The sequence below is a fragment of the Pseudomonas chlororaphis subsp. piscium genome (assembly GCF_003850345.1).
Lineage (GTDB): Bacteria > Pseudomonadota > Gammaproteobacteria > Pseudomonadales > Pseudomonadaceae > Aquipseudomonas > Aquipseudomonas piscium.
Window position 1 is genome coordinate 2,754,174 of record NZ_CP027707.1, and the last position, 13,775, is coordinate 2,767,948.

The 13,775-nt window shown below is 63.3% G+C and carries 15 protein-coding genes; 6 read left to right on the forward strand and 9 right to left on the reverse strand.

Features of this window, described 5'->3' with window-relative positions; all coding sequences use genetic code 11:
- Nucleotides 1–11: 11 nt before the first annotated feature.
- The 3 genes from C4K38_RS12860 to acnB form a co-directional block, all read right to left on the reverse strand.
- Nucleotides 12–737, reverse strand: coding sequence for an autoinducer binding domain-containing protein (locus C4K38_RS12860; RefSeq protein ID WP_053278699.1), 726 nt, complete (start codon nucleotides 735–737; stop codon nucleotides 12–14).
- A 110-nt stretch (nucleotides 738–847) separates the two neighbouring features.
- Entirely contained in the window at nucleotides 848–1,030 is a 183-nt protein-coding gene (locus C4K38_RS12865) for a hypothetical protein (protein WP_053278700.1), read from the reverse strand.
- 464 nt (nucleotides 1,031–1,494) lie between these two features.
- Nucleotides 1,495–4,104, reverse strand: coding sequence for a bifunctional aconitate hydratase 2/2-methylisocitrate dehydratase (gene acnB, locus C4K38_RS12870; RefSeq protein ID WP_053278701.1), 2,610 nt, complete (start codon nucleotides 4,102–4,104; stop codon nucleotides 1,495–1,497).
- 406 nt (nucleotides 4,105–4,510) lie between these two features.
- Here acnB and C4K38_RS12875 point away from each other — a divergent pair, with 406 nt between their 5' ends.
- Nucleotides 4,511–4,981, forward strand: a complete 471-nt coding sequence (locus C4K38_RS12875; protein WP_009043436.1) for a DUF1289 domain-containing protein — start codon at nucleotides 4,511–4,513, stop codon at nucleotides 4,979–4,981.
- 107 nt (nucleotides 4,982–5,088) lie between these two features.
- On the opposite strand, the gene C4K38_RS12880 is transcribed toward C4K38_RS12875, so the two are convergent.
- Nucleotides 5,089–5,952 carry a universal stress protein UspL gene (locus tag C4K38_RS12880; RefSeq protein WP_053278702.1) on the reverse strand — a complete coding sequence of 288 codons (864 nt, stop codon included), beginning with the start codon at nucleotides 5,950–5,952 and terminating at the stop codon, nucleotides 5,089–5,091.
- A gap of 239 nt (nucleotides 5,953–6,191) precedes the next feature.
- Here C4K38_RS12880 and C4K38_RS12885 point away from each other — a divergent pair, with 239 nt between their 5' ends.
- The 3 genes from C4K38_RS12885 (at nucleotide 6,192) to C4K38_RS12895 (ending at nucleotide 8,961) form a co-directional block, all read left to right on the forward strand.
- A complete protein-coding gene (locus C4K38_RS12885; RefSeq protein ID WP_053278703.1) occupies nucleotides 6,192–6,797 on the forward strand; it encodes a MiaE family protein in 606 nt (201 codons plus the stop codon).
- Between the two features lie 172 nt (nucleotides 6,798–6,969).
- Nucleotides 6,970–7,677, forward strand: a complete 708-nt coding sequence (locus C4K38_RS12890; RefSeq protein WP_053278704.1) for a winged helix-turn-helix domain-containing protein — start codon at nucleotides 6,970–6,972, stop codon at nucleotides 7,675–7,677.
- Nucleotides 7,678–8,961 carry an ATP-binding protein gene (locus tag C4K38_RS12895; RefSeq protein ID WP_053278705.1) on the forward strand — a complete coding sequence of 428 codons (1,284 nt, stop codon included), beginning with the start codon at nucleotides 7,678–7,680 and terminating at the stop codon, nucleotides 8,959–8,961.
- Nucleotides 8,962–9,113: 152 nt separating this feature from the next.
- On the opposite strand, the gene C4K38_RS12900 is transcribed toward C4K38_RS12895, so the two are convergent.
- The 3 genes from C4K38_RS12900 to C4K38_RS12910 form a co-directional block, all read right to left on the reverse strand.
- The gene (locus tag C4K38_RS12900) at nucleotides 9,114–9,914 is read right to left on the reverse strand and encodes a MipA/OmpV family protein (protein ID WP_053278706.1); all 801 of its coding nucleotides are present in this window, start codon (nucleotides 9,912–9,914) and stop codon (nucleotides 9,114–9,116) included.
- A gap of 6 nt (nucleotides 9,915–9,920) precedes the next feature.
- A complete protein-coding gene (locus C4K38_RS12905) occupies nucleotides 9,921–10,142 on the reverse strand; it encodes a hypothetical protein (protein ID WP_053278707.1) in 222 nt (73 codons plus the stop codon).
- A 104-nt stretch (nucleotides 10,143–10,246) separates the two neighbouring features.
- Nucleotides 10,247–10,732, reverse strand: coding sequence for a GFA family protein (locus tag C4K38_RS12910; RefSeq protein WP_053278708.1), 486 nt, complete (start codon nucleotides 10,730–10,732; stop codon nucleotides 10,247–10,249).
- 147 nt (nucleotides 10,733–10,879) lie between these two features.
- Here C4K38_RS12910 and C4K38_RS12915 point away from each other — a divergent pair, with 147 nt between their 5' ends.
- Nucleotides 10,880–11,185 carry a double zinc ribbon domain-containing protein gene (locus C4K38_RS12915; RefSeq protein ID WP_081001486.1) on the forward strand — a complete coding sequence of 102 codons (306 nt, stop codon included), beginning with the start codon at nucleotides 10,880–10,882 and terminating at the stop codon, nucleotides 11,183–11,185.
- Between the two features lie 7 nt (nucleotides 11,186–11,192).
- Here the strand turns inward: C4K38_RS12915 and C4K38_RS12920 are convergent, their stop codons facing one another.
- Both C4K38_RS12920 and C4K38_RS12925 read right to left on the reverse strand, forming a co-directional pair.
- A complete protein-coding gene (locus C4K38_RS12920; protein ID WP_053278709.1) occupies nucleotides 11,193–11,759 on the reverse strand; it encodes a GNAT family N-acetyltransferase in 567 nt (188 codons plus the stop codon).
- 133 nt (nucleotides 11,760–11,892) lie between these two features.
- Complete coding sequence (locus C4K38_RS12925; protein ID WP_053278710.1) at nucleotides 11,893–12,780, reverse strand: LysR family transcriptional regulator; 888 nt, start codon at nucleotides 12,778–12,780, stop codon at nucleotides 11,893–11,895.
- 137 nt (nucleotides 12,781–12,917) lie between these two features.
- On the opposite strand from C4K38_RS12925, the gene C4K38_RS12930 reads away from it, so the two are divergent.
- The gene (locus tag C4K38_RS12930; protein WP_172833178.1) at nucleotides 12,918–13,760 is read left to right on the forward strand and encodes an HTD2 family dehydratase; all 843 of its coding nucleotides are present in this window, start codon (nucleotides 12,918–12,920) and stop codon (nucleotides 13,758–13,760) included.
- Nucleotides 13,761–13,775 lie beyond the last annotated feature (15 nt).

Genomic DNA, 13,775 nt, shown 5'->3' on the forward strand with positions numbered 1-13,775 from the left:
CGGGTGAAGCGTCAGATCAGCCCCAGGACGGCGGCGTAGGCGGCGGCCAGCGTCTTGTTGGCCGCGCCGAATTTCTTCTGGATGACCTTGAGGTGGAAGTTCACGGTGTTCACCGAGATGCTCAGGATCACGGCGATCTCCCCGGAACTCTTGCCGTCGGCCGTCCATTGCAGGATTTCCCGCTCCCGCGCGCTCAGTTCCAGCTGTTCGGACTGGGTGCTGGGGTGCCCGAGTTCGCCGAGGCGCATGGTCACCAGCTCGATGATGCAGCGCAGGCGCAGGCGGATCTCTTCCCGTTCCACGAGGCTGATCGCGGTGCTCTCGCGGGCTACCGACAACAGGCTCAGTCCGCCGTCGGGCGTGCGGATGGGCAAGGTGGCGCCTACCCGCAGACCCCACTCCCGGGCCTCGCCCCACAATACCGAGCCTTTGCCGAACAAGGCGTCGCTCCATACCACCATTTCCGTGGAGCGCAGGCCGTTGAGGACCGCCGGGTCGATCGCGGCGTAGTTCTGTTGGTGGTAACGCTCCATCCAGGATTGCGGATAAGAGCCGTAGATCTCGGTTTTCGGGCGGGTGAAGGGGATCGAATGCCTGACTGCGTAAGCGTAAAAATCGAATCCCAGGGACCGGGCTTCCCGTTCCAGCAGCGCAAATACCTGTGTGCTTTCCTGTTGCTTGAGCATCTCTATGCGCAGGTCATTCCACCAGTGCACGAAATCCTGTTGTTTCTCCATGGCGGTCGCCTTGATGCCTTGCGAGGCAGGGAATCTAGTCCACGGCAATCCACTGTCAATGTTCATGGGGCTCATAAGGAACACCGCAGGCACTCTGGGCCCGGTGCTCTTCACGAGGCCACCCCGGCGCGGGCCCGGCCGCTCGGGCACAAGCCCGTTTCGATTGGGCTCATGGCCGGGGTCAAGGCCGGAATGCGGCGAAGTGTCGCGGCATGGCCGCGGACCTCGAGGGCGCTGCCTCGGCTGATAAAAGGGAAGACATTGGCGGCGAAGCCGATGGTGGTCAGGTGCATGACTCGTCCTTGAGCGTGCTGGCCGTCGTCGGCCAAGGGTGGGATAGCGCTAGCGGGCACTTGGCGACCGCGAAGCGTTGAGCACTGTTTCGATCACACAAGGGTCACGCCACATAGCACACCTCCATTTGCTGCTTCTGATGGGGCGAAAGAGTCCGCGGCAGCTGGCCCCAGCTGTCGTGCGCGGAATGTCTTTATAGTCGTGTGAGTGCTTGGAATGATCGGCGCGGGTTGGCAAATCTCAGCCCAGGGCCGTGACGAGTAGGCGGCGTGCGACGTTCAGACGAGCGTCGTTGGCAGTAACATGATTTTTAGCAAGGGCGCACGGGGGCAACAACTACCAGATCTGGTAGGGGAAAGCGCCTGGCGTTCTGGCGCTGGAGCGACTAGCGAGATAATCGCCGGGATAAAAAAACGCCGCGTATCGTCGTGGGATACGCGGCGTTCTTCATTGCCTTGCAGCCTTAGGCTTGAACCACCGGAATCTTGGCGTTCGCAGCAGCCTCACGGAACTCGGCGATCTGGTCGAAGCTCAGGTAGCGGTACACGTCCGCTGCCATGCTGTCGATCTTGCCGGCGTATTCCATGTACTCCTCGACGGTCGGCAGGCGACCCAGGATGGACGCAACGGACGCCAGCTCGGCCGAAGCCAGGTAGACGTTCGCGCCGTCACCCAGACGGTTCGGGAAGTTACGGGTCGAAGTCGAAACCACGGTGGAGTTCGGCTCGACGCGTGCCTGGTTACCCATGCACAGCGAGCAGCCCGGCATTTCCATGCGCGCGCCAGCCTTGCCGTAGATGCCGTAGTAGCCTTCCTCGGTCAGCTGGTGAGCGTCCATCTTGGTCGGCGGCGACAGCCACAGACGGGTTGGCAGCTGACCCTTGACCTGATCCAGCAGCTTGCCGGCAGCGCGGAAGTGACCGATGTTGGTCATGCAGGAACCGATGAACACTTCGTCGATCTTCTCGCCAGCAACGCTGGAGAGCAGGCGAGCGTCGTCCGGGTCGTTCGGCGCGCACAGTACAGGCTCGCTGATGTCGGCCAGATCGATTTCGATGACTTCGGCGTATTCGGCGTCGGCATCGGCTTCCATCAGCTCAGGGTTGGCGATCCAGGCTTCCATCGCTTGAGCACGACGCTCCAGGGTACGCGCATCGCCGTAACCTTCGCCGATCATCCAGCGCAGCAGGGTGATGTTGGACTGCAGGTACTCGGTGATCGACTCTTTCGACAGCTTGATGGTGCAACCGGCAGCCGAACGCTCGGCCGAGGCGTCGGACAGCTCGAAAGCTTGTTCCAGGGTCAGACCTTCCAGGCCTTCGATCTCCAGGATGCGGCCGGAGAAGGCGTTTTTCTTGCCTTTCTTCTCGACGGTCAGCAGACCGTTCTGGATCGCGAAGTAAGGAATGGCATGAACCAGGTCACGCAGGGTGATGCCAGGTTTCATTTTGCCTTTGAAGCGCACCAGGATCGATTCCGGCATGTCCAGTGGCATCACGCCAGTGGCAGCGGCGAACGCGACCAGACCGGAACCGGCCGGGAACGAGATGCCCATCGGGAAACGGGTGTGCGAGTCACCACCGGTACCCACGGTGTCTGGCAGCAGCATGCGGTTCAGCCACGAGTGGATGATGCCGTCGCCCGGACGCAGGGAAACACCGCCGCGGGTCATGATGAAGTCAGGCAGGGTGTGGTGGGTGGTCACGTCGATCGGCTTTGGATACGCCGCGGTGTGGCAGAAGGACTGCATCACCAGATCAGCGGAGAAGCCCAGGCACGCCAGGTCTTTCAGTTCGTCACGGGTCATTGGACCGGTGGTGTCCTGAGAACCTACGGTGGTCATCTTCGGTTCACAGTAGGTGCCAGGACGAACGCCTTTGCCTTCTGCCAGACCGCAAGCCTTGCCGACCATTTTCTGCGCCAGGGTGAAACCCTTGGTGCTTTCAGCCGGAGTTTCAGGCTTCTTGAACAGGTCGAACGGTGGCAGGCCCAGTTCGGCGCGAGCCTTCTCGGTCAGGCCACGGCCGATGATCAGCGGGATACGGCCGCCAGCGCGGACTTCGTCGAGCAGGACCGGGGTCTTCATTTCGAAGGTGGCCAGGACTTCGTCGCTGTTGTGCTTGGTGACTTTACCGGCGTGCGGGTACAGGTCGATCACGTCGCCCATGTTCATCTTCGACACATCGAATTCGATCGGCAGGGCGCCGGCGTCTTCCATGGTGTTGTAGAAGATCGGCGCGATCTTGCTGCCGAAGCAGAAGCCGCCCGCGCGCTTGTTCGGCACGTAAGGAACGTCGTCGCCGAAGAACCACAGTACGGAGTTGGTCGCCGACTTACGGGACGAACCGGTACCGACCACGTCGCCGACGTAGGCGATCGGGAAGCCGTCGTTGCGCATCTGCTCGATCTGTTTCATCGGGCCGATGGCGCCTTGCTGATCCGGAACGATGCCGTCACGGGCCATTTTCAGCATGGCCAGGGCGTGCAGCGGGATGTCAGGACGGGACCAGGCATCCGGGGCAGGGGACAGGTCGTCGGTGTTGGTTTCGCCAGTCACCTTGAACACGCGCAGGCTGATCTTGTCGGCCAGTACCGGGCGGTTCTTGAACCACTCGCCGTCGGCCCAGGATTGCAGTACGCCTTGGGCGTGAACGTTGCCGTTCTTGGCTTTTTCGGCGACGTCGTGGAAGGCATCGAACATCAGCAGGGTGTGCTTGAGCTGTGCGGCCGCGACCGGCGCCAGTTCGGCGTCGTCCAGCAGCTGGACCAGGGTCACGATGTTGTAGCCGCCCTGCATGGTGCCCAGCAGTTCAACGGCGCGCTTCTTGTCCAGCAGAGGGGATTTGGCTTCGCCTTTGGCCAGCGCGGAGAGGAAACCGGCCTTTACATAGGCGGCTTCGTCGACTCCTGGCGGAACGCGATTGGTGATCAGGTCAACGAGGAAGGCTTCTTCGCCAGCGGGGGGATTCTTCAGCAGCTCGACCAGGCCTGCAGTTTGTTCGGCGTTTAGCGGCTGGGGAACGATACCCAGGGCTGCACGCTCTTCGATATGTTTGCGGTAGGCTTCAAGCACAGTATTACCCTCATCAGTGGTCCCAAATGGGTGTCCGGGACGCTCATCCCGAAATTGCCGTACTCATGCGCTGCGTGACGTTGTGGGTCACTTGGCCAGAATTACCGACAATTCCTTACAGAAGCTGCTTTCAAAGTTTTACGCCTGCAGAACGGGAGCTGATGAGGGTTGGCGCTGGGCTTTCCCCGCTGGAAAGACCCATCGCCAACACCGCTCTGAAGGAACGACTGTGCTCGTGACGCTTTGAAAACAGCTTCTAACGGACATTGGCGCCTAAAAAGGCTGGCTGATTCTACGGCAAAAAAAAATTAAAGGTAAGTTCGCCCCTGAAGTTTGAGGGGTGATCAATGTTAGACAAAGGGCTAACATGCGGGCCTGTTTCGCTTTTTTCGCGTATTGCCTACTTATGCCCAATCAGACGATCAAGACCCCCTGCGTCGGCCTCTGCTCCACTGTCTACGGTGACCTGGTGTGCCGTGGCTGCAAACGTTTCCACCACGAAGTGATCCACTGGAACGGCTACAACGAGGAAGAAAAACACGCGGTGTGGCTGCGTCTCGAGCAATTGCTGGTGCAGGTGATGGCGGCCAAGCTGGAGGTCTTCGATCCCCAGCGGCTGCGCGAGCAGCTGGAGCAGCGCAAGATCCGCTTCGTGCCGCACCAGTCGGAATATTGCTGGGCCTATCAGCTGATCGCCCGCGGGGCGCGGGTGATCAACCAGCTGGAAGCCTACGGGATGGTGCTGCTGCCGGAGTTTCGCGACTGGGAACTGCCGGAGTTGCGCGATGCCATCGATCGGGAGTTTTTCCTCCTGTCGGAAGCCCACTACCAGCGGTATATCGCCCCGGGGTTTCTCAAGGACGCCTTTGGCGCCTGATCGCTAAAAGCATCGCGGGCAAGTCGGATCGCCGCCCGCTCGCTCCTACAGGCCGGTGGGATCTTGTAGGAGCGAGGCTTGCCCGCGAAGGCGGCCGAAAGGTTGCATTAATGCTTGCTGGCCACCTCTTCCAGGTGGTCCATGATGACCTCCGGCTTGAGCACCAGCACGTCGCTTTCCAGGGAGTCGAGCACCACTTCCGCGGTGTTGCCGATCAGCGCCCCGGAAATCCCGGTGCGCGCCACGGTGCCGATGATGGTCAGCGCCGCCTGCAATTCATGGGCGGTGTGCGGGATCAGCACGTCCGCCGGGCCTTCCTCTATATGCAGGTGGGTATCGTCGATATCGAATTCGGCCTGGAATGCCTTGCACTGCTCGCGGTAGCGCGCCTCGATGGTTTCCTTGAGCTGGAACACCGGGTCGGACGCCGACAGCATCGGCGACGGATGGGCGCTGATTACATGCAGCTGCGCCTTGGCCAGGCTGGCGATGTCGAAACCATGGTCGACGATGCTGGCATGCAGGGTGCGGTGCTCGCCGTCGGCATTGCCGACGTCGATGGCCGCCAGGATCACGCCGCCGGTCCAGGGCTTGGCGGTTTTCACCAGCAGCACCGGGCTTGGGCAGTAGCGCAGCAGTTTCCAGTCGGCGGGGGTGAGCAGGGCCTTTTTCAGCGGGTTGTCGGCAAAGTGCTGCTTGATCACCAGGCCACAGCCTTCGGCCTGCTGCACGTCGATGATGGTGCTGTGCAGGCTGTCGTTCCAGGCCTGCTCGGTGGTCACGCTGTAGCCCTCGCTCAGCAGGCTGCTCTTGAGCACGCTCAGCAGTGCCGAGTGCTCGTGCTTCTTGTCGCACACCAGCAGGTGCAGATGGGCCTGGGTCACCCCGGCGATCAGCTTGGCGCGCTTGAGCGCGAGGCTTTCGGAATGCTCGGGCTCGATGACCACCAGGATGCTGCGGATGGCTTGCATGGTCGGGATCTCCAGAGAGGTATTAAGGCTACTTTGCACAACTATAGTTGCTGCGCGTCGCCGTGGATGTTGATGCACATCAAGCGCCGCGGCTGGTGGTCTGTGGCGCGGCCGGTATAATCGGCGCCCTTCGCCGTGAACCCTTATGCCGTGAGCCCCATGTTATCTATCCCTGAAGTCGCCACCGTCCTGCCTTGCGAGCACATTATCTTCAAGGCTGCCCAGAAGGACGAACGGCCATGAACCTGCCGGAAATCCATGAGTTCCTCGGCTGCCGCACGCCGGATGCCTGGGTCCAGGCGGCCCTGGCGGATCAGGAAACCCTGCTGATCGACCACAAGAACTGCGAATTCAAGGCGGCCAGCACGGCCCTGAGCCTGATCGCCAAGTACCACTCCCATGTCGACCTGATCAACATGATGTCGCGCCTGGCCCGGGAAGAACTGGTGCACCACGAGCAGGTCATGCGCCTGATGAAACGGCGCAAGATCGAACTGCGCCAGCTGTCGGCCGGGCGTTATGCCTCGGGCCTGCGCAAGGTGGTGCGTAGCCACGAACCGGTGAAGTTGGTGGACACCCTGGTGGTCGGCGCCTTTATCGAGGCCCGCAGCTGCGAGCGTTTCGAGGCGCTGGTGCCGCACCTGGACGAAGAACTGGGCAAGTTCTATTTCGGCCTGCTGAAAAGCGAGGCCCGGCACTTCCAGGGCTACCTGAAGCTGGCCTATCAGTACGGCGACGCCAAGGACATCGCCCAGGTGATCGAGAAGGTGCGCGCCGCCGAGCGCGAACTGATCGAGTCGCCGGACGTCGAGTTCCGCTTCCACAGCGGCGTGCCTACTCTGTAAAACGGCCCAGGTCGGTTGAAAACTACGGGCAAATTGTAAAAAACTCTTAAAAGCATGAAACATCACTGAAAACCGGCCACCTGGGCCGGTTTTTGCTGTCTGTCCTGGTCTCAGACTTATCCGATGCCGCCTATAATGCGCACCCCAATTGTGCGCTCTCAGACTGGTATTTATGGATAACCCGGGTCTTGGCAAAGTATTGCTGGTGGAAGATGACGAGAAGCTCGCCGGGCTGATCGCGCACTTCCTGTCCCAACACGGTTTCGAGGTTCGGGCGGTGCATCGTGGCGATGTGGCGCTGACGGCCTTTCTCGAGTTCAAGCCGAAAATCGTCGTCCTCGACCTGATGCTGCCGGGCCAGAGCGGCCTGCACGTGTGCCGGGAGATCCGCAACGTGGCGGACACGCCCATCGTCATTCTCACCGCCAAGGAAGACGACCTGGACCATATCCTGGGTCTTGAGTCCGGCGCCGACGACTACGTGATCAAGCCGATCAAGCCGCCGGTGCTGCTGGCCCGCCTGCGTGCCCTGCAACGGCGCCAGCTACCGGAGCCGACGGTGCGCGGCGCGCTGGAGTTCGGCCGCCTGACCCTCGACCGCAGTTGCCGGGAAGTGCGCCTGGCCGGCGAGCTGATCGAACTGACCACCATGGAGTTCGAGCTGCTGTGGCTGCTGGCCAGTTCGGCGGGCAAGATCCTCTCCCGCGACGACATCCTCAACCGCATGCGCGGCATCGCCTTCGACGGCCTCAACCGCAGCGTCGACGTCTACATCAGCAAGCTGCGCGGCAAACTCCAGGACAACCCCCGCGAACCGGTGTGCATCAAGACCATCTGGGGCAAGGGCTATCTGTTCAATCCCTTCGCGTGGGAGCTCTAGATGCTGCGGCTGTTTCTGGGTTTGTACATTGTCCTGGCCATAGGTTTTGCCGGGGCGATCACCGCGGTCGATCACATCTTCACGGCGATCCTCGAAGACCCGCTGGAAGCCTACAACCGCGATGCGGTGCGCGGGCCGGCCTATAGCCTGGTGGAACAGTTGCGGCCGTTCGATAGCGTCGAACGCGAACGGCAATTGCAGGGGCTGCAGCCGCATTACGGCTTGCAGTTGCGCCTGGTGAACGCCGACGCGCTGGGCCTGAGCGCCCGTGAACAAGCCTTGCTGGCATCCAACCAGTTGGTGGTGCGGCAAGAGTTCACCGAGTTTATCGCCAGCATCGACCAGGGCCCGCAATTGCTCAGCATCAAGTTGCCGGAAGAGCCCTCGCTGACCCGCTTCTACACCATCGCCGCCTATGTCTTTCTCGGCGCGCTGGTGGGCATCGTCCTGTATTTCTGGGTGCGTCCGCACTGGCGCGACCTGGAACAGCTGCGGCTGGCGGCCGAACGTTTCGGCGACAACGACCTGAGCGCGCGCCTGCACCTGTCGCGGCGCTCGAACATTCGCGAGCTGGCCGAACACTTCAACCGCATGGCCAGCCGCATCGAAGGCCTGATCGCCAATCAGCGCGAGCTGACCAACGCGGTGTCCCATGAGTTGCGCACGCCCATCGCCCGCCTGTCGTTCGAACTCGACCAGCTCAAGCAGTCCGATCCGAAACACAACCGCGAGCTGATCGCCGACATGTACGCCGATCTCGGCGAGCTGGAGGAAATGGTCTCCGAGCTGCTGACCTATGCCAGCCTGGAACACGGCGCCACGGTGATCAACCGCGAGACTATCCAGGCCCACAGCTGGCTCGACAGCGTGGTCGGCAGTGTCGCCCTGGAGGCGGAAGCGGCGGGGGTGCAGATCCTGATCCGGGCCTGCGAGGTCGAGTGCATCAGCATCGAACCGCGGTTCATGGCGCGGGCGGTGATCAACCTGCTGCGCAATGCCATTCGCTACGCCGAGCGGCGTGTCGAGGTGTCCCTGGTGCGGGTCGGGCAGGGCTATGAAATCCAGGTCAACGACGACGGCCCGGGCGTGCCGGTGGAAGGGCGCAAGAAGATCTTCGAGCCATTCTCCCGGCTCGACGCCAGCCGCGACCGCCGCACCGGCGGCTTCGGCCTTGGCTTGGCGCTGGTGCGGCGGGTGTCGCAATCCCACGGCGGCCAGGTCGAGGTGACGGATTCGCAGTGGGGCGGCGCGTCGTTTCGCATGACCTGGGCGCAGGTCGAATAACCGGGAACACCTGATGGTCCGTGTCGCACCGATCGCGGGCAAGCCTCGCTCCTACAGAATGGCGTGCTTCTGTAGGAGCGAGGCTTGCCCGCGATGAACGATAACGTGGTGTACCTGATGTTCCGCGATAGCATCAGAACGGCCAACACCGCTTAAAAGCTGTACTCCAGCGTCGTCGCCAACGACGTCTGCATCCGCCGCTCGACAATCGGGCTGTCCGCCGCCTCCCGCCCCAGGTACTGCAGCGCCAGCACCGTCGAGACGTTCATCTGTTCACTGACCGGCACTGTCCAGGTCAGGTCGCCGCCACGGCTGAGAAAACCGCCCTTGGGGCGATAGGTTGCGAAGCGGGTCCTGCCGGCCTGGGCCGTGCTGACGCCATACCAGGTGCGCAGGTAATCGCCGTCGCCGAACTGGCTGTTGAGGCTGCCCTCGAGGCGCCCGTAGCGGCCTTCATACAGCGTGCTGCCAATGCTCAACTGCAGGTGGTTGTAGGCCGAGCCGGTGTCGGGGTCGTCGTTCTTCTTCAACGCGTGCTGCAGGGTGGCCCCGAGTTCCACGGTGCCCAGGGTGTAGCCCAGGTGGGCGCCGAATTGCGCGCGGGACTTGATCGAGCCCATGCCGGCCAGATGGTCCGAACCCTTGTAGCCGCTCTTGCGGTCCTTGCGTGCCGCGCTGGGGCCGACCCAAGTGCTGAACGCCAGGTCGCCCCATTCATTGCCCCAGCCAAGGCCCTGTTCGGTGTTGAGAAACACCCCGTAGGGGCTGACGATTGCGCCACCCAGGATCGGGGCGACGGTGCGTTCGTCGCTGCCGCTGTAGCGCGGCACACTGGCGGCGCCGGCTTGCAGCTGGTACTGCCAGTCCGCGGCGCAGAGCGGGCCGCTGGACGTCAGCAGGCACAGCGAAGCAAGAGGCAGGCACAAGGTTTTAGGAAGGATCGAGGTCTTCATCGGAGGCTAGAAACTCAGCAGGGTGTGGGAGGGGGTATTGGCTCGGGAATAGGCGCTGTCCAGGCCAGCGTGCGGCCGCTTGGCGACCTTGTGCGTCGGTTCGGGCTGGAAGAGGATTTCAGGCGGCGCCGCGGCGCTATACGTCGGGGCCATGGGCGGCGTGCCCTGGCAGCTGAGGCCGCCGAGCAGCACGCCGAGCAGAAAAAGACCGAGAAACCGACCGTACATGACGCACCCGTGGGGAAATGGATGCGCTCATGCTAGGGACGTGGGCGCGGGCAATCTTTGGCAGCTTTGTCGCAAAACTGTCAAAGACTGTGAATGCCCGGCGCTTAGCGTTGCAGGTCCAGGCGCTCATGCCATTGAGCAATGGATTCCTCGGGGTAGTGGGCGAATTGCAGGTCGTGGGGATGCCAGTCGATTTCCACCCAGGGCGCCCTGGAGTCGAGCATCAGGTGGGTGTGCTCCGGCGGTATCGGCAACGGCGTGTCAATGGCCGAGGCGAAGGGATGGATCAGTTCCGGCCACTGCGGGCTGAACAGCCACAACCCGGAGCCGCAGCGGCCGCAGAAATGCCGCTCGGCGCTGCTGCGCCGGGCACGTTTGCCGGGTTCCCTGAGCAGCGCGTGGTAGATCGAGATGTGCTGGCGGCCGCGGACTTTCAGGCTGGCGGCATCGCCGCCGAGGTTGATCGCATACCCGCCGCCGCCCTGGGTCTTGCGGCAGATCGAGCAGTAGCAGCGTTGATAAGGGTAGGGGTGGGCGCTGTTCAGGCTGAAGTGCACGGCGCCGCAATGGCAGGAACCTTCGAGTTGCATGATGGCCTCCGACGATTCATGGACTATGACCGTCAGCCTAGTCGTTGTCGGCTGGAGCGTTCTCCATGGGCGCTGGTCGGTACTGAGTTGACCCTGTAGCTACTTCAGGCTTTTTACTGTCGACTCTCTTTATCAGGAGTGATCGACATGAGCTTTTTCGAACGTTTGCTGGGCGGTCATCGGGGCCGTGGGCATGGCGGTTATCAGGGTGGCCACCACAGTAATGGGCATGGCGGTAATGGGCATGGCAGCGGGCATGGCCAGCGCGCAGATGGCGCAGCGCCGCCAGTGGGCGGTCCGCTGTGTCCGGACTGCGGGGCGAACAACGCGGCCAAGGCGCGGTTTTGCCAGCAGTGCGGGACCTCGCTGCAACCCGCCGCGTGCCGCCAGTGCGGCAGCACGCTGGCCGCCGGCGCGCGGTTTTGCGCGCAATGTGGCGGGGCGGCGGGCTGAGGCTGGTTTACAGCGCCAGGTGGTAGCGGACCTGGGTCGCATCGTCCGGGTCGATGGCCCGATTGAAACCCAGGGTCGCGGCCAGTTCGCGCATGCGGTGGTTGGCCGGGCAATCCAGGGAGTACATCTGTTTGAAGCCCTGGTCCTTGGCCCGGGCGACCAGGTGGCGCATCAGCAAGGCATCCAGGCCCTTGTGCTGCCACTCGTCGGCCACGGTGACGGCGAACTCGCAGGTGTCCATGTCCGCGCCGATCGTGGCGTAACGGCTGATGCCGATTTCCCGCAGCGAGCCGTTGTCGTGGACCAGGGCCACATAAGCCACGCGCTCACGGCCATCGACATCCATCAACTGGCTGAGCAGGGCCTCGCCGACTTCCTTCACTTCACCCAGGAACCGGTGGTGCCGGGTGGTCGGCGAGAGGTTCTCGATAAAGGCCTTTTCCCGGTCGCGGTCTTCGGCGCGCAACGGGCGGATCAGCACCGGGCTGCCGTCGTTGAGGGCGTCTATCCAGTGTTCGCCCTTCTGCTGGGCGAAGGCGGCCAGGGCAGGCGTGTGGATGGCGGTACTGGTCATGGGCAAGTCTCCGTGAAGGTGCAGAGGATTGCCTGAACATTCACACCTGTCAGGCGCCAGGCCCTTGATTCAGGTCAACGCGCCGCGGTGTCGGCGAAGGTTTTGCGCCAGGGGGTAGATGGCCCCCGAGCGATCAGGCCTCGGGCATCAAGGTGGCGATCAGCGCCCGCACGGTGCCGGGCAGGGCCTCCAGCTCGCGGACGATGATGCTGCGTTCGCGCATGGCCCAGGCCTCGTCGAGTTTCACCGTCACCAGCTGCATGGTGCGGCTGTGCCGGATGGCGGCCGATTCGGGAATGATGCCGATACCGACGCCGGCCTCGACCATGCGGCACACCGCTTCGAAGCTCGACACCTGGATCCGCAGCGACAGCTGCTTGCCGGTGCGTTCCACGTGTTCGCGCAGGAAGGTCAGCAAGGTGCTGCCTTCGTGCAGGCCGATGTGCTGGTAGGCCAGGGTCTGCTCCAGGGTCACCGCCTGCTGCGTCGCCAGTGGGTGGTCGACCGGCAGGATCAGCACCAGGTGGTCGGTGCTGAAATGCAGGACCTGCAGGCCGCTGGCTTCCACCGGGCCGGCGATGATGCCCATGTCGGCGGTGCCGTCGAGCACGCCACGCACGATGTCCCGGGACAGGCGCTCCTGCAGGTCCACCGTGACCCCCGGGCGTTTCGACAGAAAGCCGGCGAGGATTTCCGGCAGGAATTCGGTCACCGCCGTGGTGTTGGCGAAGATGCGCATATGCCCGGTGGAGTCACCGCCGTATTGGGTGAACTCGCTTTTCAGGTAATCCACCTGGCGCATGATCAGCCGCGCATGCTGCAACAGGCGCTCGCCCGCCGGGGTGACCTCGACGCCGCGGCTGTCGCGGTACAGCAGGCGGGTTTCGAGCTGGCTTTCCAGGGCCTTGATCCGCGCGCTGGCCGCCGCTGGCGAGAGAAAGGCGCGCTTGGCGCCCTGGGTCAGGCTCGGCGATTCGGCGATATGGATAAACAGACGCAGGTCGGCCAGATCGAAATGCATGGACGGGCTCCTGGGAGGAAGAGGGGCAAAGCGGCGTTCAGCATAACCGAACGCCGGTTTATTGAAATGCAAATTCTCAGAACGCACAGCGGCTTGCATGATCGGGCGCACCACCACTGCAATAGGGACCCGACCCGATGAGCGTGACCGACCCCAGCGCCTGGATAGGCCGTAGCCAGCAAGCCCGAGACCTGCTCAGCGACAACCTGCTCAAGCGCATCGCCGCGACCTTCGGCGAACCCGTGCCGGCCCATGGCGAGGCCTTGCCGCCGCTGTGGCAATGGTGTTTTTTCCAGGAGCCCCTGGCCGAAAGCGCCCTGGGCGGCGACGGCCATCCGGCCCGTGGCGGCTTCCTGCCGCCGGCGGCCAATCGCAATCGCATGTGGGCCGGTGGCCGGCTGGAGTTCTTCGAGCCGTTGCGCGCCGGTTTCGCTGCGCACTGCGTGTCGACCATCAGCCATGTCGAGGAAAAGACCGGGCGCACCGGCGCGCTGCTGTTCGTCACGGTGCGCCATGAGTATTCCCAGGACGGTCGCCTGGCGATCCGCGAGGAACAGGACATCGTCTACCGCGAGCCGAGCCCGCCCAAGCAGGGCAGCGGCGAAGCGCTGATCCAGGGCGACTGGCGGGAAACCGTCGAGCCCAGCCCGACCCTGCTGTTCCGCTACAGCGCCGTGACCTTCAACGGCCATCGCATCCATTACGACTTTCCCTACGTCACCGAGACCGAAGGGTATCCGGGGCTGGTGGTGCACGGCCCGCTGATCGCCACCCTCAGCCTGCGGGCGTTCTGCCGCGCCCATCCCGGGGCCCGGTTGCGGCGCTTCTCTTATCGTGGCCTACGGCCGTTGATCGCGCCGCAGCCGTTCGAGGTCGGCGGGCGCCTCGTCCGCCCCGGCGTCGCCGAGCTCTGGGCTGGCAACGACGCTGGCCTGGCCCAGCGCGGCGAAGTGCTGTTCGACCCGATCCCACAACAATAACCACAGGCGGAGCGC

What these genes read in the sequence shown, in the direction of transcription:
- C4K38_RS12860 (WP_053278699.1), bottom strand. Translation starts at nt 737, where the DNA reads ATGGAGAAACAACAGGATTTCGTGCACTGGTGGAATGACCTGCGCATA.
- C4K38_RS12865 (WP_053278700.1), bottom strand. Translation starts at nt 1,030, where the DNA reads ATGCACCTGACCACCATCGGCTTCGCCGCCAATGTCTTCCCTTTTATC.
- C4K38_RS12875 (WP_009043436.1), top strand. Translation starts at nt 4,511, where the DNA reads ATGCCCAATCAGACGATCAAGACCCCCTGCGTCGGCCTCTGCTCCACT.
- C4K38_RS12880 (WP_053278702.1), bottom strand. Translation starts at nt 5,952, where the DNA reads ATGCAAGCCATCCGCAGCATCCTGGTGGTCATCGAGCCCGAGCATTCC.
- C4K38_RS12885 (WP_053278703.1), top strand. Translation starts at nt 6,192, where the DNA reads ATGAACCTGCCGGAAATCCATGAGTTCCTCGGCTGCCGCACGCCGGAT.
- C4K38_RS12890 (WP_053278704.1), top strand. Translation starts at nt 6,970, where the DNA reads ATGGATAACCCGGGTCTTGGCAAAGTATTGCTGGTGGAAGATGACGAG.
- C4K38_RS12895 (WP_053278705.1), top strand. Translation starts at nt 7,678, where the DNA reads ATGCTGCGGCTGTTTCTGGGTTTGTACATTGTCCTGGCCATAGGTTTT.
- C4K38_RS12900 (WP_053278706.1), bottom strand. Translation starts at nt 9,914, where the DNA reads ATGAAGACCTCGATCCTTCCTAAAACCTTGTGCCTGCCTCTTGCTTCG.
- C4K38_RS12905 (WP_053278707.1), bottom strand. Translation starts at nt 10,142, where the DNA reads ATGTACGGTCGGTTTCTCGGTCTTTTTCTGCTCGGCGTGCTGCTCGGC.
- C4K38_RS12910 (WP_053278708.1), bottom strand. Translation starts at nt 10,732, where the DNA reads ATGCAACTCGAAGGTTCCTGCCATTGCGGCGCCGTGCACTTCAGCCTG.
- C4K38_RS12915 (WP_081001486.1), top strand. Translation starts at nt 10,880, where the DNA reads ATGAGCTTTTTCGAACGTTTGCTGGGCGGTCATCGGGGCCGTGGGCAT.
- C4K38_RS12920 (WP_053278709.1), bottom strand. Translation starts at nt 11,759, where the DNA reads ATGACCAGTACCGCCATCCACACGCCTGCCCTGGCCGCCTTCGCCCAG.
- C4K38_RS12925 (WP_053278710.1), bottom strand. Translation starts at nt 12,780, where the DNA reads ATGCATTTCGATCTGGCCGACCTGCGTCTGTTTATCCATATCGCCGAA.
- C4K38_RS12930 (WP_172833178.1), top strand. Translation starts at nt 12,918, where the DNA reads ATGAGCGTGACCGACCCCAGCGCCTGGATAGGCCGTAGCCAGCAAGCC.